The organism is Thermosporothrix sp. COM3, assembly GCF_059696735.1.
This window is the reverse complement of the sequence record NZ_AP019376.1, coordinates 7,505,962-7,526,660: the sequence shown is the minus strand read 5'-3', so window position 1 is coordinate 7,526,660 and position 20,699 is coordinate 7,505,962. Positions and strand designations below refer to the sequence as shown.

The following is a 20,699-nucleotide window of genomic DNA, read 5'->3' as shown; positions in this document are numbered from 1 at the left end:
CCTCCTACGCTGCGCGGGTTGCGAGCTGCTGCTTCTGCGCCTGCTTGATCAGCTTCGCCAGATGCGGCACACTCTCTGTAACCTGAACCGTTATTCGACCGGGCCAGGCGCGGGCCAGTCCCGCCAGCGTATGCCCCATGCCAACTTCAATGAGCTGTGTGATGTTTAGATCAAGCAGGTGCTGGAAGAGCGAGCGCCACTGCACTGTTCTGGTAAACTGTTCAACCAGATCTTTCCGAATCTCGCTCACATCGGTTGTATAGTTGCCCTGCACGTTTAACCCGACCGGGATACGAGCGGTCAGCAGAGGATAGTCGTTCAGAAATTGCTCCCATTCCTGCTTCTTCTCACCCATCAGGCGCGAGTGGAAAGCCTGGCTAACCGAAAAACGCTTCGCCTGCACACCGCTTCGGTCGGCCAGGGCATCCTGTAGTGCCTGGATGCTCTCAACCGCACCCGAGAAGACGGACTGTGCGGGACTATTGTTCGCCGCGATATCAAGCCCAAAGCGCTCCCGCGCCATCTTCTCAACCTCTTTCAGCTTCAGTTCGTCGGCAGAGGCCACCGCCAGCATACTTCCGGGTTGTTGTACCGCCGCCATCAGCAACCCTCGCTGCCGCACAATGCGTACGGCATCCGCAAAGGGAAGACAGCCCGCCGCCACCAGACTGGCAAAGGAGCCAATGCTATGCCCGGCCACGATACCCGGAATAATTCCTTCCTGGGTCAGCACTCTCTGGAGAGCGACACTCATCGTCAGGATCGCTGGCTGCGCATTCTCGGTCGCCGTCAATGTCACCTGTGGACCGGTAAAGCAGAGCCTGCTCAGATCAAAACCCAGAATGTCATTCGCTTCTTCAAAGGTCTCTCGGGCTATCACATAGTTTCTGTACAGATCTTTGCCCATTCCGACCTGTTGCGACCCCTGCCCGGGGAAGAGAAACGCGTACTCCATATAGCATTCATCCTTTTCACTGAACGCTCAACATTATTCGTACCGGAAACGGGCCGTTGCAATCAGCACCCCGCCAATACCGATACAGGCCAGCACAATTAATGGAGTGAGAACCGCAGAGAAACCATTACCATACACCAGTAACTGATTGAAGCCGCTCATCGCCCAGGCTGTCAGCGTGACCTTCGCGACGTTCTGCATCCATTCCGGCTCGATATAGAGCGGCCACCACGAGCCTCCCAGAGCAGACATCGCCAGCACACAGAGCGTCACCACACCTGTCACCTGCGCCCTCGTCTTGATAAAAGCCGCGATCAACATACCCAGACCGGTCGCAGCAAAGGCTGTTGCCACAATCACCGTGATCAGAGCCAGCAGATCGTTTCCAAGCCACATCCCGAATAGATAGTGACCGGCAGTAAACAGGACGACACACTGTAACAGCGCAACCAGGAAGTTTGCCAGCATCTTCCCCAGAATAATCGAGAATTTCGATATTGGCAGCGTCTTCAGCTTACGTAGCGTGCCCGCTTCGCGTTCGGTCAGCAGCGAGGCCGCGGCAAAGGTCGTGCTGAAGAGAATGAACATCACCGCATAGCCAGGAACCGTCGCATCAAAAGCCGAGGGTTGATGATAGTTCTCGCCCACCTTGTTTTCTTCCTGCTCAACCTCAATCAGCGTTTTTGTCTGCGTCATCTGGGTTGTGATCTTGTTCACCACACTGCTGACAACGGGCGGCACGACCTTATCTGTCGGGTCAGTCAGTACCGTGATCCGGGTCGGCCGCTGCTGGATCATATCATCAGAAAAGTGCTCAGGGATCACTATTGCCGCCTTCAGATCCGGGACCCGCTTCTTCGCCTCATCGAGCGTCATTGTATGTTCTTGCTTGTCCTCATCGGTATAGGTAGTCAGAATCTCAAGCGCCGAGTTCTTTTTCAGTGCATCGACCAGCGCCTGCGCATAGGGACCGGTATCCTGTTGCACCACCGGGATCTGGAACTTGCTATAGGTCTTGCTGTTGCTCAGGTTTGGTAGAGCATACCCGGCTACCGCGATCACCAGTAACGGCGTCAGAAACAGGAACAGGATACTTGGTAGATCCTTCATCTGTAGCCGGATATCCTTAAGTGCGACATGCCAGAAGGTCATAACCCCATCTCCTTCATCAGATATAGCGAATGCTTTACTCGCGCAATGCCTTGCCCGTCAGGCTCAAGAACACGGTTTCTAGATTGACTTCCTGCGTCTGCATATCTGTCACCGGCACATCCCGTTGCTGAAGCACACCGATCACATCGCGGGCCGCCTGATATGGCGCTGGAGCCGCAACAGTCAGGATCTGTTCGCTGTAGTCAGCCTGCTGCACTGTAGCCAGCTCACGCACCTGCTCAAGCACATCTTCGGGCAGCGCCTCTATGCTGAAAGTCAACCGAGTCGCACCAATCTTCTGAATCAGTTCCTGAGGCGTGCCTAGCGCGATGATCTGCCCATGATCATAGATCGCCACCCGGTGACAGAGCGTCTGCGCTTCTTCCATATAATGAGTGGTATAGAAAACGCTCATATTGCGCTCCCGCACCAGCATACGGATACACTCAAAGATATGGTTACGCGACTGCGGGTCAACGCCAACAGTTGGCTCATCCAGAAAGAGCAGGCGCGGATGATTGAGCAACCCGATTGCCAGATTCAAACGCCGTTTCATGCCCCCCGAATAGGTCCCGGCTTTCTTTTTCGCCACATCGGTTAACCGGGCAATCTCCAGCACTTCATCAATCCGTTCCTTTGCCAGTTTGCCCGCAAGATGATACATACGCGCAAAGAATTTGAGATTCTCCAGTGCCGATAGCTCCTGATAAATCGTGAGATCCTGCGGTACCAGGCTGATAACATCTTTGACTTTGCGCGCATCTTTCACCAGATCAAAACCGCACATGGTCGCACTACCTTTATCAGGAGTCAGGATACCGGTTAATACCGAGATCAGCGTTGTTTTACCGGCACCATTGGGCCCGAGTAGTCCAAATACTTCACCGGCTTTCACTTCCAGGCTGACCCCTTTTACTACCTGAAAAGCACCGAAGCTCTTATAAATTTCACGAGCCTCAATCACATTCTCAACCTTATCAGTAGACTTCCCCTGCCTGGGAGCCTGCTCTACTATCATCGCCATGAATTTCACCTGGCTTTCTTCTCTGTCTCCATATTCCAACAATACCTGTCAGTTGCAGCCCATCCGCTTCACGTTCTCCAACTGACTTCGCTCAAAGCATACCCGCCTCTCGTTCACACCGAGTCATCAATCTGTTCGCATCAGTTGAACCTCTGATAGCCTGAAAAGGGGCCAGCGTTCGTCGAAAGGTCGAGACCAGGTGCCTCCATTTAGAAGCCTCCTGGCATTTTCGCTCAAGAGAAAGCAGAGGACGCGAGTGCACCACTATGGATGGCTCGCGTCCTCTGACAGGACTATCTCTTTAATTCTGCTTCGTCCGCAGGCTGGTATACCATTTGGTCAGAAAGGGTGTGGCCACAGCCGTTGCTACCACCAGAGCGATTGGCACGATATTGCCTAGCCAACCAGTAAAGGCTATAGAGAGCACCATATCTACCAGGAATGCGCATCCCCAGACAATGGTTAGAAACCGATTCGTTTCCCGAAACATCGGATTCTCCCACAGCTCCGGCGAAACCGAACGTTTCGCATACTGCTCAGTCCAGGGAACACCCCGCACCAGTGAGAGGATCACCTGCACAAGCAGCAACAGATAAATGAATGCGCCCAGACGCTGCAATAGAAAGGTACTCTGGAACCCAAAGTACAGCACAGCATTGACCAGCCCAAAAAACAGCGAGAGCGCTTCCAGGCTGGTCACGCCACGCTTCTGGCTCAGATTATAAAGAATCGTCACCAGTGAAATGCTGATCGCGGCAACAATACAGGCCGTCCAGAGCTGCAACATCAGCAGCGGGATCATCAGCACGATAGGGATCAGGCCCCCAAAACTAGCAAACCAATTTGTTCTCTGTTGAGAACTCGTCTCTTGAAGGGTGGCGGTTGTGTTCTGCAATGATCTCTCCTTTGTCACTTTTTATATCCTATTCTCTCTATGACGACTCTACTCAACTCGTAGACATCTTTCACCTGCAAATTCTCGAAAGCCGCTTGCTCCTCTTCAGTAAGTTGAAAGCCTCGTCGCAACGCCGCAACGGCTCCGCACTGAATCAGTTCCTGATAAAACTCAGCATCCACACTGGCCAAGATCAGCAACTCATTGATTATTTGCCATGACATAGCACTTCATCCTTACACGCTCACTTCTTGTAAAGAAGGGGGGTTAACGACAGAAAAAGCATACTCCGCCTCAATTCACTTCTTGTTTGCAACTGTTCGCACGAATTAGCACCCGTAGAGCTTCAGCAGTCAACCAGCCTCCTTGCAGGAATCTACAATTGCGAATTCAAAGGCAACCAGGTGTGAACAGAACTCGGGTATGCTTCCAGCAGGTCCGGACATAAACACTGTCTGAAAAAAAGGAGAGAAAGAAGTTGTGTGATGGTACTGAAAGCCAGAGCAATTATTCCTGTACGCTTCGTGGAATGCGATCCAATGGGCGTCGTTCACCATTCTCATTACTTTGTCTGGTATGAGATCGGGCGCGTCACCCTGGCAAAGCAGATAGGACTGAATCTGGAGGCGCTGCCCGATGGGAGCACGCTTCATTTTCCGGTTGTTACCTGTAGCAGTCACTTTCGCGTTTCGGCGCGCTACGGAGATATAGTCGAGGTAGAAACGGTTCTCAAAAAACCGGTCAAAGCGCGCTTTGATTTCACCTATCGTGTGTATCGGCAACAAGGGCATCAGCTCCTTACAGAGGGCGCATCCTCACATGTCCTGATGCGTACCGACGGACGCATTTTGTTTCACCTGCCGCCACATATCAGCGACCAAATTGAACGCTATCTGGCTGAGACAGAGCATACGTCCCAGGCCAAAAAAGCATAAATACCATTCTACCCAGAAAGAAAGGAAGGAAGACATGAGCAACTACCAGGAAACGAGGGAGAAGGCACTACAGCGCCGAGCCCTCAATGAACAGATCAAGTCCCTGCTGGTCTCATACCTTGAACTCAATTGTGAGCCAGGTCAGATAACGGATGATCAGCCGCTCTTTGGCCGCGGTCTCGGCCTGGACTCCCTGGATGCGCTTGAACTGGTGGTCGGCATCGAGGAGGCATTTGAGGTCTCGGTGAGCGATGATGATATCAGTTCGTTGAGCTCGGTCAATAAGATCGCTGAATACATTCTGGCCTTTCAGCAAGGGCGTGAACCGGTCGCCGCACCGATGTTTGAGCAACACGCCTGATACAAAATAAAGGAGGCTCATATGACGCGTGAACGAATTGTCGTCACAGGGGTTGGCGTCATCTGCGCTAATGGCATTGGACAGAAAGCCTTCTGGGATAACGTCGTACGCGGGAGCAGTGGCATCCGCTCGGTCCACACCGTCGATATGACCAATCTTTCGACCGATGTCGCAGGCGAGGTGACTGAATTTCACCCTGAGCGCTACTTTTCCAAACGAGAAATGCGCTTTATGGACCGCTGCGGCCAGATGGCAGTGATTGCCGCACGAGAGGCAGCGGAACATGCTCATATCAATGTACAACAGCTCGACCCTTATCGTATCGGGGTTGTCCTGGGCACCTCGCTTGGCGGTATGGTCAGTGGGCAGATGTTCCATGAGCAGTGGATTAAGCGGGGTATTCATAAAACGCATCCGCGCTTGCTTCAGCTCTACACCCTGCATGCGCCATTAGATCTGATCAGCATTGATCTTGGTCTGAAAGGCCCAAAAAGCGTCATTTCAAACGCCTGTGCAGCAGGCACAAATGCCATTGGTTTTGCCACTGAGTTCCTGATTAGTGGGAAAGCAGACGTCATGTTTACCGGTGGCGTCGATCCGCTCTCTCATCTCTCATTTTCCGGCTTTAATAGCCTCTCGGCTCTGAGCCCTGAAGCCTGCGCACCCTATAGCAAGAGTAATGGCCTCAATCTGGGCGAAGGCGCGGCCATTCTTGTGCTTGAGCGACTATCCCATGCTGAGGCGCGCGGCGCCACTATTCTGGCAGAGGTGATGGGCTATGGCCTCTCATCTGATTCCTATCATCAGACGGCACCCGATCCCGGCGGCTCTGGCGCGATCCGCTCCATGAGCACAGCCGTCGAGATGGCTAACATTAGCATTCATGAGATCTCGTATATCAACGGGCATGGGACTGGCACGCCCACCAACGATATGATTGAACCAAAGGCCATCCGCGCCTTTTTAAAGGAGCACAAGGATATTCCTATCAGTTCCACCAAATCGATGATCGGGCATACCCTGGGTGCTGCCGGCGCAATTGAAGGGGTCACCTGTGTGCTTGCCTTGCAGGATGGCATCCTGCCCCCAACCATCAACTTCGACGAAGAGCGACGCACCTACGACCTGGATTTCGTGCCCAACCACTCCAGACCGGCCAAACTGGACATCATTCTTTCAAACTCGTTCGGTTTTGGCGGCAATAATGCAAGTATTATCTTTGGCAAGTATCCACGGGCCGGACATGGACACGCGTGGCAACACAAGCGCGTTGTTATCAGTGGCATTGGCGCTCTTGCTGCTGGAGCCAACACGACTGCTGAGGTCTTCTCTCGTCTGCGCGAGGGGCAATCTCAGATCCAGCCTATTATTGAGTTCGACGCCTCGCCCTACGGCAGCTTGCTGGCGGGTATGATTCGTGGCCTGCGCTATGAGAAGATCATTAACCCTGGCCTTCTTCGGAAGATGGATACGATCAGCAAACAGGCTGTTGCAGCAGCGAAATTCGCTCTGACTGATAGCGGCTTCAAGATTGATCGCCACAACTGCGAACAGGTGGGGATTCTCTTCGCAACCGGGACTGGCCCCGTTGAAACGGTTGAGTCCTTCTACCGCACCGTGATTGAGCAGGGAGTGAAGAATGCCAACCCGCGCCTCTTTCCGAATACCGTGATGAATGCCGCTGCCGGGCACGTTTCCCTGCATTTCAAGATCAAAGGGCCAACGTCAACGATCACCGCAGCCGGCACCTCAACGATCAGTGCCCTCTTCTACGCGTACAGTCTGATTCAGCGCGGTGTCGTTGATACAATCCTTGTTGTAAGTTCCGATGAATGCAATGAGCCGATGCTGGCAGGCTTCGGACGTATTCCCAATTTCCTGAGTCGCGACACCCTGCGCCCCTTTGATCGCTCGCACTCCGGCACGAATATAGGCGCAGCCAGTACCGCCTTCTTGATTCAGAGCGAAGAGGCAGCTCGCTCCTGTGGCGCCCGTCCATATGCCGAACTGGCAGGCTTTGGCATGACGGCCGATACCTTCCGCGTCGCCCGCATCAACGAAGAGGGAACTGAATGGCAACGTTCGTTTGAACTCGCCCTGCTCGATGCCGGGATTGAACCGGCACAGCTAGGTGCAGTCTTCGCAGCTGCGAACGGCCTTCCTCTCGTTGATGAAGTTGAGGCCAGGGTTCTCGCCCGTGTCGTTGGCGATCGCGTCCCCGTCACTGCCCCTAAGTCAATCTTCGGCGAAACACATGGCTCTGCCGGAGGACTCAATATCATCGCCGGTATTGCAGCGTTGCATGATGGTTTTATCTCTGCCACAGCTAATTTGCGGGAGCCTCAAGAATATGCAGCGCTCGACTATGTCTATGGTGCGGCGCGCCCCGCCACTCCCGAGCATGTATTGATCTCAAGCTACTCGGTAACAGGCTCAGGCAATTATCATTCACTCGTTCTGCGCCGCTATCAGGCGGCTTAGGAAGCTTGTCAGTCCTCCTTCCTTTCATCAGGGGTGTTTGCAATGGCAAGCACCCTCATTCTCCTATGTCTCTCATAACACTCGTTCCCCTCACCTATGGGAACTGCTCACATCTTGATGCCACAGCCCGGGACAGCAACTTCCTCAACTCGATGTTTATCACTTGTCCCTGATGTGTCAAACAAGGAAGCCAAAGCAGAGCGCTTGCACCGGTTCTCTGAGGTGCAGTAGAGTTCAGACACAAGCCTCCTCCTTTATCATTGCCAATAGACATACAAGCAGGTATTGCCTCTCGATTCGCTGTAAACAGGTGCGAACAGTAAGCCTATCCACGCGCATACAGTGTTAACACCAATCAAGTAAGCTGAAAGTGAAAGGAAAAAGCAACTCTTAGAAAAGACCTGGAGGACAGCAATGAAAGCAACACACACCATCTGCTCAATCAAACCGTTTATCTTGCACCTGACCCTCATTCTCTTGTTCCTTTCAGCAGCAACTGCAACATTTCTTGCAACCTCAGCCGACGCTCTTCCTGACAGGGCTATCACCCTCACCCATATACAGGGAGACCCTTTTCCTCCTGGAGAGCCAATAAAATGAAATACATGAACAAAAGGGTCGCTCACGTGGCGACCCTTCTCTTTTCCTACTCTCGGACCTGCCCGGTCAGCCGCTGATATAAATGCTGAATGCGTTCCCCGGGCTCAATCCCTAGCTCTTCCTGTAACGCCTCCGCACAGCGCTGATATTGCCGCAATGCGAGACTGCGTTTTCCCATCTGCATATAACAGCGCATCAATCCATAGTGCGCCTCTTCCATACAACGATCAACTATCAGCATCTGTTGCCAGTGAGAGGCGCTCTCCTGATACGCTCCTTGCTTCCAACAAATCAATGCCAGATGCCGCCGAGCATCCAGATAGGCTAGCCGCAGTTCCTCACGTCGAGGAATACACCAGTCATGGTAAAATGACTGCGCATAATCGCCACGATACAGATGCACCATCCGCAGAAAGAGTTCATATGCCTCATCAAACTCTTTCACCTCGTAATTTTCTTTTGCCTCTTTATAGTATTCCTCAAACTGCGCCACATCATAACAAACCTCATCGCCGTAGTGGGCCTGCAAGTTCAGCGCATAGTATCCTGAGCGGTAAGAGATACAGCCTTCACCAAGCGCTTTCCGCAGATAATAGATCGTTGAACGGAGTGTCTGGTCTATTGCCTCATCCACTTCCGGCCAGAGAGCCAGCATAATCTGCTCCTTATGCACAGGCTTTCCCTTATCCAGCAGAAAGAAACATAGCTCCATTGCTCTTGCCATACGCCAGCGCGTGATAGGCTTCCCTTCCAGTAACACTACTGGTTCTCCTAGCGCCAGGATACGTAGCTTCGGCACAACTTCTGTCTTCACCGCCTGAAGACGAGAGTATGCATCCGGCATCTTCGCACGGCTCTGCGGCTCTCTATTCTGCGGCACAGCCTCTTTTTTCACAGGCAGCTCTCGATTGGAGTCCCTTTCATGTTGAAACCGCAACGTCTCAGCGATCCCGGGCAGACGCTCAAGCTCCAGAGGGAGCAATGCTTCATAGTGATATTCCTCCGCAAGCCGCTGCGCCCTTTCTAGATGTCTGACCGCCTCATCTCTTTCCTGCAATGCCCCATAACAGGCAGCCAGGCGCACCATCACTTGAACCAACTCGCGCTTATAGCCTTTTGCGTGCAATGTTTCAGCCAGAGCAAGAAAGCAGGTCTTTGCCTGCTGATATTCCTGCTGATACAGCCACACAGTACCGCGAACCAGCGCCCCAAGTTCGTTATGATAGCTTGTCTTCTCGTCAGCGGTAGCCTCTGTCTGCGCAAGATGAACCAGAGCGGTGTGGGGATCACCCATCAGGAGATAGGTCATTGCAAGTGTATTATGGGTATAGCCAACCAGATAGTGTTCAGCAAGCTGAGAAGCAAGCGATAGCCCATCCTCCATCATGAGTAGCGCCTGATCGTATTTCCCCTGATCCTGATATACGTCTCCCAGGCTAACCAATGCATATGCCTCTGCGCGACGAAAGCCAATTTTTCGCGCCAGATCTAACGCCTCCTGTAAGACAGTGACTGCCTCATCATACTTACCGTATCGCTGTAATGTGACGCCTCTACCGATGAGCGTATTGGCCCGTTCATAATCATCATGCAATTCCTCAAGGCAGGACATCGCGCGTCGGTAATGATGCTCTGCAAGCGCCAGATTCCCCATCAGACTATAGGTATTTGCCAATTGGCTATGCAGTAGTGCTGTCTGTTTCGCCGCGATGCCATACCCCCAGAGCCGCAACGCCTGCTGAAGTTCACGAATACAATCGCCAAAACACCCGAGCATCTGGGCACACATTCCCAGTCGCAGATGAGCTTCTGCCAGAAGCGGTACCTCATCAGCAGGTATGGTTGGCAGAGCCTGCTGACAGAGTATCTGTGCCTGTACATAGTTGCCCGAAAAAAAGAGCGCCTTACTTCGAGCGAGGGCGATTTCAGCCTGTAACAACCGTCGGTCTTCGCTCTCCATCGTTTCAGCAGCGTTATCTACCAGCTCATGGGAACGAGTCAATAGTGGCAGGGCATGAGCGATATCGCCCTGTGCCAGATAGAGGCTTGCCCGAATCAACGGCAACCGCGGATACTTCATCCAGATATCTGTAGGAATATCATCAATCCAGTGTGCCAATCCCTCAGAACTGCGCCCACGCTTTACACTCTGTTGATATGCGTCCTGAAGCAGGCACGCCATCTGCTCATACTCGCCTGCTCTCTGTGCATGATAGAGCGCCTGTTGATACTCACCTCTCTGGCAAAAGAACTCTGAGGCACGTCGCTGTAATTCCGTGTATCGTTCCGGCTGCTCCCGCTGAAACTCCTCACAGAGCATATCACGCAAAACTGGATGACAGAGAAAGAATGGCCCCTCGTCGGTTTCCACCTGACTGACAAAAAGCCCCTGCTGTTCAAGATAGGATAGCCTGCTCGCAGAATCATTTCGCTGCAAGAGCGCGTCACAAACTTCCGGCGCCATCTGCGGCAGGATCGCCACTTCTTTCAAAAAGGCGTACACTTCTTGTTCCCTCTTGAACACCTCATGTACCAGATAGGCGAACAACTGTTGTCGTTCTAGTCGTAGCGTTGATGTCCCTGAAAGAATTCTGCCACCCCCCGGCGACATCTGCCCCTCACCGAGCCGGGTGCCAAGCAAAATACCGGCAATCCATCCATCGAAAGAATGGGCCAGCTTCTCCGCTTCCTGCAAAGTAAGCGTAATGCTTCCCTGTACTCGTGCCAGCTCACATATCTCATCTGGCAAGAAGCGAAAATGCGCATTTCCGATAGCGTACACCTCCCGGCGCGCCAGCAACGGAGCAAGTTCCAATCTGGGCACAGCCCTGCTCTCAACAACGACTGTACAGTGTTGTGGCTGTTTCCGCAGGAAGTGATTGAGAAGCTCCAGCACAGGCGCACTGTTGTTCACCTCATGAAAATCGTTGAGGACCAGAAGAAAATGCTCCTGAATCTCGTTCTCAATCGCGGTCAGCAGAGCATCCATTAAGACCGGCCCGGACAAGGCTTCACTTTCCGAAAAAGCGCTTCCAGAGAGACGCGCGCTCACGGACTTGCCAAAATGAGGAAAGACATGCTGAATACTTGTGACCAGCACACGCAGAAAGGTGATTGCGTCGGCGTCCATCGGTTCCAGGGTATACCAGCAACAGGGCAACTGCGCCTGTCGTATATAATCAACTAGTGCCGTCGTTTTGCCATATCCCCCGGGAGCACAGAGCAAAATCACTCGATACTCCTTTTCATGCTCTCCATCTAAAGCCCCTTTTAAAATCGACAGCAACCGATTCCGGCGGACAAAGGTTCGTGGGATCGCCGGGATATGCACCTTCGATGATACGTCAAAAGCGCCCATAGTATCCCTCTCATTTCTCGATCAATTGCAAAGAAATGCAGTGTCTCCTCAAGCTCAAGTCCATGTTTTCAATACCCGCCCCCTATAATCTGATATAAATCATTCCAGTCCCCAGGAAAAATGATATTTTTCGGCACTGCGTACCTCTGAAAAATGCCAGCAGCCCAATGTCCCAGGAGAGCACGACTACAGTTGCCTCGGAACCAATCTCACGCACTTCTCCAAACACTGAGTCCATTGTCCAGGAACCAGAGCGCCACCGTTTTCCTGAAAAGCGAGGAAGGGAACAACACATTGCGGCCCATGAGAAAAACAATGAAGCGTGTTGTTCCATACCTGCCTGCTCACCTATGACGACTTGCTACTTGCTGTTGACATTAATCAAATCGCAGTCCTGAGGCTCCTTGCTTCAAATCTTATAAAAAATAAGACCCGCTTCTTTATTATGCTTACATATGGTTTCCTCTCCCCCACCAGTGCTGCAAAAAGCAAAGCGCCCCACTACATTCACACTTAAAACATATTAGATATATGCACTCCTTTTATTTTATCTACTTCTATCACATGTGACAAGTAATTGTTTCACAGACATTGCCATAAAATACTGTATACTGCAATTTAACATCATATATACACCCTTCCATTATTTCTCGTCTCCGTATTAAACAGCGTCAATCAAAAACCAGCATCGTTTTCAGTTAAAATCGCAAAAGCTTTTTCGCATCCAAATAAACAGGCAGGACCCTGCACCGGAAAAAGTCCTGCCTACCATAAAATTGCATAACGAAAGAGCGGGCTTCTTCTCAGAGCTATCAGAGAAGAAGCCACGGAATATCTTCTATAGAAATAAAATTCTCCTATAGAAGAGGGGATCGGTATTTCCTCAATCGAAACAGCTTTATTCCTCTATAATTGCATTCGCCACAGGAAAGCCTGCTGCACCAACATCATTGTATCATCAAGCTGATTGAAATCTGTTAATCGTATCTCGACATCCCCGTTTCCATAATGCCCGATATTTGTTACATCTCGACATATCTCTTTCGGATCTTTGATTGCCGTAAAAGGCATATTCAAGATCAGCTTCAAACTTTTCCTCTTTGGCTCGATATCAACAAAGTTGCTGTCTAGCTTATATGCAATGTAGTGCTTTTGTTCCTCTCGCCTTACCTGTTCGCTCAAAGCAAGAATACGTTTATCTATCTCCTCAAAAAGTGCTCCAATTTCTCCTTGCAGATAAAGATGATATCCAATACGAGACGAGTTCTTTGATGCAGACTCTAGTATCAGATAGTCTAACGCTTCTCCTGAATCCTCCGAAAGCACAAGCTGGCTCTCAACAACCTCTGACACCTCATCAATCGTTGGTATATCCCGAATCCATTGCCGGACATTCTGCCAGGTCTCGGTATACCAGACATTCACACCATCACCATACTGCTTCCATTCTCCCTCTACAAGCCTGAAGAGATAGAACCGCTGCTCCGCTCCCTGAATAATGCGCACCCCTTTCGGAACAAAGCCGGCCCGAGGATACTCAGCCGGACCGATGATATCAGCCAGAGCCCCCTTCTTCCATGAGCGCGAATAACGTCGAATAATCGCAGAGGGGAGCTGTGGTATCTGCCATACCTCACAAGCCAAATAGGCCAACTCTTCTATACGGCGCTCAATAGTTTCCTGATTCCAGTGATCCAGTGTAGCCAGCTCATGATTCAGCGCCAGCGGGCTTTCAGCAAAGCCTCCCTTCATATCCCGCTTTTCCAGGAACGTTTTCTCTTCATTCCCCTTGGATGTGTCGCTTAACAATGTCAGATTACCAAAAAGCGGCAGAAGGCCCCTGGCTTCAGCCAAGGGGATGGATGGCGCAGGAAGCCAGCAGCGGCAGGACGTTCCCCTTCGCTTGACAGAAGGCAATCGTTGTGCGAGAATACACGAAGATAGTGAGGACGAACAAGGAGCAAGGGATGCTGATCTACGAATACAAGCTCGATGGGTCGAAGGCGCAATTCGCCGCCATCGAGGAAGCCATCCGCACGACCCAGTTCATTCGCAACACGTGCCTGCGCCTCTGGATGGATGCACGCGGCGTCTCCAGGAATGACCTGCAGCGGTATTGCGCTGTGCTGGCCAGACAGTTCCCTTTTGCGCTCTCCCTCAACTCGCAGGCCCGGCAAGCTGCCGCTGATCGGGCGTGGGCTGCCATCTCCCGCTTCTATGAGCATTGCAAGAAGAAGAAACCAGGAAAGAAGGGCTCTCCTCAGTTCCAGCACGATTGTCGCAGTGTCGAGGACAAGCAGACGGGCTGGAAGCTGGATCCTGATGGAGTACACATTCGGTTCACAGATGGCTGTGGCATTGGTCGGCTGCGCCTCATCGGCTCGCGTGATATCATGGCCTTTCCCCTCTCACAGATCAAGCGGGTACGACTGCTCCGGCGGGCTGATGGGTATTATTGCCAATTCGCGGTGGCGGCCACGCGACGCGTTGAGCATCAGCCCTCAGGCAAGCAGGTGGGCATTGATCTGGGGCTGCGTGCCTTCTTCACTGACTCCGAAGGCAACACCGTGGCTCCTCCTCAGTATCTCTGCAAGGCGGAACGGCGGCTCAAGCGGCTGCATCGTCGGCTCTCGAAGACGCAGAAGCGCAGCCGCAATCGGCGCAAAGCCCGTCAAGCCCTCAGCAAAGCGTATCTCAAGGTGCAACGGCAGCGCGAGGATTTCGCCAGAAAGCAGGCGAACGCGCTTGTCTCGTCTCACGACGTGATTGCCTACGAAGCCTTGCAGATCCGCCATCTCGTCAAGAACCGTCATCTGGCCAAGAGTATCGCTGACGCGGCGTGGGGTCGCTTCCTCTGGTGGGTGAGATACTACGGCACGCTGCATCAGGTTCCGGTGATCGGGGTGGAACCGGCCTTTACAACCCAGGACTGTTCTCGTTGTGGGCAGCGGGTCAAGAAGAGCTTGAGTGTGCGTACCCATCTGTGTCCTGGCTGTGGGCTGCTCCTCGACCGAGATCACAATGCCGCCTTGAATATCTTGCAGAAGGCTCTACAGGGTACCGTCGGGCAGACGGGAACCGACGAGGGTGTCTCGTCGAACGCTTCTGGACAGCCTGCCGCTACGCGTCGTCGCAGTGCGACGCCGCGCAAGCAGGCTGGATGAAGGAAGAATCCCCGCCCTTCTGGCCTGGGGAGTGTCAACAATAGTATGCACATAGCGTGCCTGAATCTCTTTCCAATTAGGCCCAAGCTCCTCCTGCCACTCTTCAGGCAAGGGATCACTGGCAGGCATGATATAGACAGCCTTATAACTTTCCAACTCTGCCGCAACTGGCCGCTTGTGGTTTTCCAGCTTCTGAAGCAAATAATTCCCACGCGAATTGTTATAGATGTCCTTCACATAAAAGGCCGCACGAAACTCCTCATTTTTGGGGAAGCGAGCATTTCCTTCCTTTGATACCCAGACCGCTTGAACACTCTCAAGATAGTGCTGCTTATCTATTTCTTTAAGCAAGCTTACAAACATCTTATTCAATGCATTGGTTGGCAAACCGCATACCCCGCGCCTGACAACATAGCTCTCAACCATCCTGACGATTGTGATGAACTCTTCTTTCCTGACAAAGCCACGCATATAATCATCATAGACAGCCAGTAAGAAGGGATAGGACACCTCAACGGTCAATGCCTGGATATCCTGGAATGCCCGCCGCAACTCAGGATCAGGTTCATGGCTCAAAGCGATTCTGGCGAAATATTCTGCGTAACTGGCAATATCAAACACCAGGTCATGCATAGAAACATTCTTGCTCTTCTCCGTCTGATAATATCTCTTAAATTCTTCATATACTCCGCTGATCCTCGGGATATCCTCCAGCTTGAGAGAGAGATAGTCACGCATAAACCGATCGAATAATTGTGAGCCCCGCGTATTATTCGCCTGGAATTTCTCCTCTATTGGATACCAGTATTCTTTATACAGCCATTCTTGCTCTTGTGGATCCAGACTCATCAGCACATAGTTTCGAATAAGATCAGCCTGCGTCAGATCTACCCCGGTTGAATTGAGGCTCTCAAAGATCAATTGAGGATTGTCATAGGTCATGTCAAGCGCAATATCAACAAAGATGAGCTTGCTCACGCCCTCATACACGACTTCGAGGCTAACATCTTTTCGTAGCCTTTTATCAAAGAAACGATAGTTATCAATGAGCAGGCTCTTCTCATACTGGCAGAGAGCCTGATCAGGATCATCGATAAGCAGCTTCAAGATTTCCCTATCTCGCTGTGTGAGGAGAAGCTTATAGCGATCCTCATCTTTCCCAAATTTGTTGATGAGATAGGAGTCGCGAATTTCTTCGGGGTTCATCCCCGTCACCCCTGCTTGATCCTGCGCGACATGAGCAAGAGCTGCAAGCAGAAGCATCAATGTTGTCAGGCGCTGCTGTCCATCAATGATAAGCCACTGTGCGTTATGCGTCAGATGATGAAGTCCACGCTTGACATAGACGATCGAACCAAGAAAGTGTGTTGGCATATTCGTTTCAGCAGCACGCAGAATATCATCCCAGAGGCGCCCGCACTGCTCCTCTGTCCAGCTATACGGCCGCTGATAAATAGGGATAATAAATTGTTTTTTGCCATCCAAAAATTGCAAAAGCTGATGAACATATGCTTCCATAAAGGAACCTCCCACGCTTCTCTATCTCATATGTAGCGGTTCAACAGGAGTCTGCTTTCACATCCTGAAAAGCCGCGACCCTATGTACATAGCAAGAACATACATACTTTTATAAAAGATGTTCACAGTATAGTCTTTTCGGGTAAAAGTGCAATCCTTATTGCGATCATAGCCAGAAAAGATAGGAATGCTGCTCAGAAATGCTTTTCTCTGAGCAGCACATAAAAATACAGGAGAAGTTATCCCTTGAGATATCAACCTACTGTCGCGGAGAATGAGCAACTGAGGGATCAGCAGGAGGAGGCTCTAACCGCGTTTGATACATCGCTCCCTGCTCACTCGCCTCCTGAAGGGCATCATAGATCTCCAGAATCATACGCCTGCTTCGATACTCTCCATAGCGCTTCTCGTCTTCCTTCTTCACCAACGGAAACGTCTCCATGATAGAGGCGACATCTTCCCGCTCCACCCCGTAGAGGTGGAAGAATGCCGCATCCAGCTCACAGCGCAAGAGAAAGCGCCGCTCCTCATCCCAGCGGAAGGGCGGCCCCGCATACCCACACTCCCGCGCAAACGCCTCCAGATCCCATGCCGTATAGGTCAGCTCAAGCGCCCGCGGCAAGATCCACTCCCCAAGCGATACACCCGGCTGCCACACACATTCCTGCTTATACGTCTCTGGTGGGAGGACTGGAAGCTGCTTCAGAATGAAAAAGGTAAGATGCGTTCCCCCTAGCTTCTGTCGAGCGATAAAATCAAATGCAAACGATGAAACACTAGAAGTAAAGTTTAACATCAGACGTTCATCTTTCCCTCCAAATGCAATCAGAGGCATAGTGTGCCCAACAGCCACCGCAGGAATGATGTCAAAGATAGCCGTTCTTTCATTCGTTGTATTTGTTACGTCCCGAAAGGCAAGCAAAGCAGTCTGCTCTCGCAACACATCCGCATTCATATCCCGTTCATGGATCCAATAGCGTGGTAACGGCACCGCAAACGGATCACGCCGATCTATCCCCTGTTCAGCCTCTTCTGCTGTTGTGGTATAGCCACCAAAGCGATGATCGTAGTGTGAGATCATCTTTCCCTCATACAATGGATAACATTTTTCATTTCCTCTATAGAAGATATTTCCTCTCAGCGTCCAACCATCCTGCTGAAGCTGGGTACAGGTATGAAAGAGATGGGAGTCATTTGCCATATCAAACATACGAATGAATGTCACCTGCCACGGGTTCAATGTCTCTTTTCCATCTTCTCGCACAAGAACCGGGGCACGCCTATACAGTTGCTTTGTCAGTTCTGCATCTCGCTGCGAACGGAAAATCGGGCAGGTTCGCGTGTTCGGATTGAGCAATGCTATCTCTTCCGCTGTGAGCACAAAGGCACGCTCCTCTGCCTTCAGTTCCGTCGGATCATGCAGGAAAAAGGCAAAGCGTGCCCCTTGCATCGCCGGTCTCTCCGTTCCACTCAACGTGAGTAGACTAAATTTCATGCGACTATCCACAGCGGGAAAAACCTTGTTGCGATTCTCAAAATCATACAAGCTGACCAGTGTCCTGCTGTCCATCAAATCCTGAAAGAAGACCTTCGTGGTATCATCAGTGGCAATCCCTGACGGCACAATGCAGCCTATGCGTCCCCTCGGATGCAAGATCTGACGCATACACTCCGTAAAGATCGAGTAGCGATTGATATCCCCTCTCCCACACAGCGGAAATCGTCCACTATGGCGAACAAGGTGACTCTCCCCTTCTGCCTGGCGCAACGCTTCCTTGAACGCCAATGACAGTAGAAAGTCTTCTCGCTCTAACGCCTCGATCATCTTGCGTCTCTGCGCCGCATTGCTTGCATTCGCTATATCGGAACGCCCATGCGCCGAGAACCATTCCTTCTCCTGGATCTTGATCCGCTCCCACGGGGGATTTCCCAGGACCACATCAAAACCTCCCGACCAGCCCGTCAGCGCATTCTCCGGCTCCTCATTCCCCGATGGCACTTGAAACACATCTGGAAAGGCCAGATGCCAGTGAAAAAACTGATACTGCTCCGCCAGACTCTGAATATACCGTCGCTGTTCCTCCCCTATCGCCTCTGGATTCCGGATCGCTTGACGAAAGACATCTTCATTGATTGCCAGATCATAATGCTCCTTTGTCTTCTTCCATACAAAGGCTCCACACCACATATCCGCCCACAGCTTATTCTGGGTATAATCTTTCGAGGAGAGCAACCGCACATACTGCTTCTGCTTGCGATGCACATTCGTAACAGTATCATCACTGATCGCTTCCATCTGTTGTCGTTCTGCTGCCACGCTCTCCCAATGATCCCAGGCAATTTCAGCGCCTCGCGCAAGGAAGGAGAGCTGCCCGGCGCGATATGCTTTGTTCTCCTTCTTGCGAGCGTTACAAAACTTCTTATCATCCCCCTCGATTGCCTCAAACGCTTCGTTCGGTATCCCATTCTTGAGCAGCGCCGGCGTAGTCCCAAGCAAGCTGTTGCCACATTGAATATGCGCATCCAGAAACGAGAGCGGCTTGCCCGGCTCCAATGCCTCCAACCACAGATTCACCTTGCACAACTCCACCGACATCGGGTTGATATCCACCCCATAAATGCAATGCCCGATCACATCTCGCAACGCTCTCCTCAGCTCCCTCTGGCTCGGCTCCTCATTCCCCGCTCGAATCACTGCCAGCCGTCTCGCCATGCGCCGCGTTGCTGCTATCAGGAAATGCCCACTCCCACAGGCTGGATCACACACCTTGAGTTGCAAGATCGCCTGCTCTGGATCTGGGTGCTCGCACGCCTCCGCAAGCACCGGCTCTAACGCCGAATCCAGCAGACTCTCAATCAAGCTGCTTGGTGTATAGTAACTCCCCGATGTCTTCCGCTCATTGCCGCTCACCGTTTTCAGAATAAATTGAGCCGTTTCAATGTTGAGGTCTGGCTGCAACTCCAATAAAGATTCATACACACTGCCCAGTTCTTCCGCTCCCAGATGCCGATAGTCCACCGCTCTCCGTACCGATCCTTCATAGGTAAAAGCCAGAGAGCGTATTGCCTTCAGCAGATCCTGATTGCTCAGGACACAATCCAGCACATCGGGCATCGCCTCCTCGGAAAACAGAAAGCCATTGAGTGCCGGTAACCCCAGCTCCGGACACCCCGTCTCCCATCCCAGCCCCTCCATCACCAACCGCAAGCCATGATAGAGATCCGAATGGCGCGACCCCAGGCGCCGTTCTGCCAGCCAGCGGAGCCGGGCTGTCGAATAGTAACGCTTGTACCGCTCTCGCGCCTCTTCCCTCGCTTCGGGATGCAGTAACACCTCTCGATCCTCCGCCACAAAGAGCACTATCAGCCGATAAACAAAGCGCAACACCTGCCGATAGTATTCCTGCGGCTTGAGCTCACCGCTGCGCAGCTTCTCGCGCAACCGCTGATTGGCTCGATGCGCCAGAAACCCACTCCCCAGCGCACGGATCGCCTCCTCAACCCCATCACGCAATTGTTCAAGCGCTCGTACCCCTCGCTTCTGCGCCTCTTGTGCCCACTGCTCCAGCCAGCACCGTTCTGGCTGTTCCTCCGCATTGACACGCGAGACATGACAGAGCAACCACAACAGGGTAAACTCGGCATAGTTCTCGCTCTCCATCATCGCTTCAAAGTCAAACTCGATATAGGCCTGACGAGTCAAGCTCACATTTTTGCGTAAGAGGCGCAGGCGCAGCCCATTGGAGACAAAGCCCCACAGCGCCTCTGGCGAGCGCCCCAGGTATTCCTGAACCAGACTGAAGGCGCTCTGTCGTGCTCTACCGGAGCTTCTCACCACCTGATCCAGACCGATATGACACCCGATCAGATGGATCGGTACCCCAAACCAGAAATGTGAGATTGGATAGCTTTTCCCCTCGATCTCAAGTGGCTTTGTGCTAACAAGCCGCCCATAACCGAGCTCCGCAAAGAGCGGCAGCAACCAGAAGCGTCTCGTAATCGACGTTTCCGAACCAGGTGTTGTTTCACGCTGTATTGCGGCACGAAACACCTTCCAGGTGCGCAATAACGTGTGCCAGGAATCACTGATCGCTTCATTGAGCCTCATATCAAACAGGTCATAATCTTCGGCGCTCAATCCACCCAAACCAGAATCAAGATGCGCAATCCGTTGCAACATCTCCACAGGGAGCAGCGCCCCTTCACTCGTCACACAGGTAAAAGCAGGGAGTTTTCGCATACCTTTTCTCTCAGCC

Annotated in this window: 13 protein-coding genes; 4 read left to right on the top strand and 9 right to left on the bottom strand. The window is 52.0% G+C overall.

Features of this window, described 5'->3' with window-relative positions; translation table 11 throughout:
• Nucleotides 1-4: 4 nt before the first annotated feature.
• The 5 genes from KTH_RS32100 to KTH_RS32080 all read right to left on the bottom strand — a co-directional run bounded on the left by KTH_RS32100 (nt 5) and on the right by KTH_RS32080 (nt 4,250).
• Complete coding sequence (locus tag KTH_RS32100) at nt 5-955, bottom strand: ACP S-malonyltransferase (protein ID WP_111325561.1); 951 nt, start codon at nt 953-955, stop codon at nt 5-7.
• 33 nt (nt 956-988) lie between these two features.
• Nucleotides 989-2,107, bottom strand: coding sequence for an ABC transporter permease (locus KTH_RS32095; RefSeq protein WP_111325560.1), 1,119 nt, complete (start codon nt 2,105-2,107; stop codon nt 989-991).
• A 34-nt stretch (nt 2,108-2,141) separates the two neighbouring features.
• Nucleotides 2,142-3,131, bottom strand: a complete 990-nt coding sequence (locus KTH_RS32090; RefSeq protein WP_111325559.1) for an ABC transporter ATP-binding protein — start codon at nt 3,129-3,131, stop codon at nt 2,142-2,144.
• A gap of 301 nt (nt 3,132-3,432) precedes the next feature.
• Nucleotides 3,433-4,026 (bottom strand): DUF3159 domain-containing protein, encoded by a 594-nt coding sequence (locus tag KTH_RS32085; RefSeq protein ID WP_111325558.1) that lies wholly within the window; start codon nt 4,024-4,026, stop codon nt 3,433-3,435.
• Between the two features lie 14 nt (nt 4,027-4,040).
• Nucleotides 4,041-4,250 carry a hypothetical protein gene (locus tag KTH_RS32080; protein WP_111325557.1) on the bottom strand — a complete coding sequence of 70 codons (210 nt, stop codon included), beginning with the start codon at nt 4,248-4,250 and terminating at the stop codon, nt 4,041-4,043.
• Nucleotides 4,251-4,511: 261 nt separating this feature from the next.
• Here KTH_RS32080 and KTH_RS32075 point away from each other — a divergent pair, with 261 nt between their 5' ends.
• The 3 genes from KTH_RS32075 to KTH_RS32065 are packed head-to-tail and all read left to right on the top strand — an operon-like array spanning nt 4,512 to nt 7,803.
• Nucleotides 4,512-4,961 carry an acyl-CoA thioesterase gene (locus KTH_RS32075; RefSeq protein ID WP_111325556.1) on the top strand — a complete coding sequence of 150 codons (450 nt, stop codon included), beginning with the start codon at nt 4,512-4,514 and terminating at the stop codon, nt 4,959-4,961.
• A gap of 34 nt (nt 4,962-4,995) precedes the next feature.
• Entirely contained in the window at nt 4,996-5,322 is a 327-nt protein-coding gene (locus tag KTH_RS32070; RefSeq protein WP_111325555.1) for an acyl carrier protein, read from the top strand.
• Between the two features lie 21 nt (nt 5,323-5,343).
• Nucleotides 5,344-7,803: a beta-ketoacyl-[acyl-carrier-protein] synthase family protein gene (locus KTH_RS32065; protein ID WP_111325554.1), complete on the top strand. Its 2,460-nt coding sequence runs from the start codon at nt 5,344-5,346 to the stop codon at nt 7,801-7,803.
• A 646-nt stretch (nt 7,804-8,449) separates the two neighbouring features.
• On the opposite strand, the gene KTH_RS32060 is transcribed toward KTH_RS32065, so the two are convergent.
• Entirely contained in the window at nt 8,450-11,761 is a 3,312-nt protein-coding gene (locus KTH_RS32060; RefSeq protein WP_497622956.1) for an AfsR/SARP family transcriptional regulator, read from the bottom strand.
• Between the two features lie 906 nt (nt 11,762-12,667).
• Entirely contained in the window at nt 12,668-13,615 is a 948-nt protein-coding gene (locus KTH_RS32055; RefSeq protein ID WP_211326348.1) for a DUF5655 domain-containing protein, read from the bottom strand.
• 113 nt (nt 13,616-13,728) lie between these two features.
• On the opposite strand from KTH_RS32055, the gene KTH_RS32050 reads away from it, so the two are divergent.
• Nucleotides 13,729-14,925: an RNA-guided endonuclease InsQ/TnpB family protein gene (locus tag KTH_RS32050; RefSeq protein WP_137686246.1), complete on the top strand. Its 1,197-nt coding sequence runs from the start codon at nt 13,729-13,731 to the stop codon at nt 14,923-14,925.
• On the opposite strand, the gene KTH_RS32045 is transcribed toward KTH_RS32050, so the two are convergent.
• Both KTH_RS32045 and KTH_RS32040 read right to left on the bottom strand, forming a co-directional pair.
• Nucleotides 14,812-16,443, bottom strand: coding sequence for a DUF262 domain-containing protein (locus KTH_RS32045; RefSeq protein ID WP_111326946.1), 1,632 nt, complete (start codon nt 16,441-16,443; stop codon nt 14,812-14,814). The two genes, KTH_RS32050 and KTH_RS32045, sit on opposite strands and share 114 nt — an antisense overlap.
• A 259-nt stretch (nt 16,444-16,702) precedes the next feature.
• Nucleotides 16,703-20,683 carry an Eco57I restriction-modification methylase domain-containing protein gene (locus KTH_RS32040; protein WP_497622954.1) on the bottom strand — a complete coding sequence of 1,327 codons (3,981 nt, stop codon included), beginning with the start codon at nt 20,681-20,683 and terminating at the stop codon, nt 16,703-16,705.
• Between the last annotated feature and the right edge of the window lie 16 nt (nt 20,684-20,699).

What these genes read in the sequence shown, in the direction of transcription:
- KTH_RS32040 (WP_497622954.1), bottom strand. Translation starts at nt 20,683, where the DNA reads ATGCGAAAACTCCCTGCTTTTACCTGTGTGACGAGTGAAGGGGCGCTG.
- KTH_RS32095 (WP_111325560.1), bottom strand. Translation starts at nt 2,107, where the DNA reads ATGACCTTCTGGCATGTCGCACTTAAGGATATCCGGCTACAGATGAAG.
- KTH_RS32075 (WP_111325556.1), top strand. Translation starts at nt 4,512, where the DNA reads ATGGTACTGAAAGCCAGAGCAATTATTCCTGTACGCTTCGTGGAATGC.
- KTH_RS32100 (WP_111325561.1), bottom strand. Translation starts at nt 955, where the DNA reads ATGGAGTACGCGTTTCTCTTCCCCGGGCAGGGGTCGCAACAGGTCGGA.
- KTH_RS32060 (WP_497622956.1), bottom strand. Translation starts at nt 11,761, where the DNA reads ATGGGCGCTTTTGACGTATCATCGAAGGTGCATATCCCGGCGATCCCA.
- KTH_RS32080 (WP_111325557.1), bottom strand. Translation starts at nt 4,250, where the DNA reads ATGTCATGGCAAATAATCAATGAGTTGCTGATCTTGGCCAGTGTGGAT.
- KTH_RS32070 (WP_111325555.1), top strand. Translation starts at nt 4,996, where the DNA reads ATGAGCAACTACCAGGAAACGAGGGAGAAGGCACTACAGCGCCGAGCC.
- KTH_RS32045 (WP_111326946.1), bottom strand. Translation starts at nt 16,443, where the DNA reads ATGGAAGCATATGTTCATCAGCTTTTGCAATTTTTGGATGGCAAAAAA.
- KTH_RS32065 (WP_111325554.1), top strand. Translation starts at nt 5,344, where the DNA reads ATGACGCGTGAACGAATTGTCGTCACAGGGGTTGGCGTCATCTGCGCT.
- KTH_RS32050 (WP_137686246.1), top strand. Translation starts at nt 13,729, where the DNA reads ATGCTGATCTACGAATACAAGCTCGATGGGTCGAAGGCGCAATTCGCC.
- KTH_RS32090 (WP_111325559.1), bottom strand. Translation starts at nt 3,131, where the DNA reads ATGGCGATGATAGTAGAGCAGGCTCCCAGGCAGGGGAAGTCTACTGAT.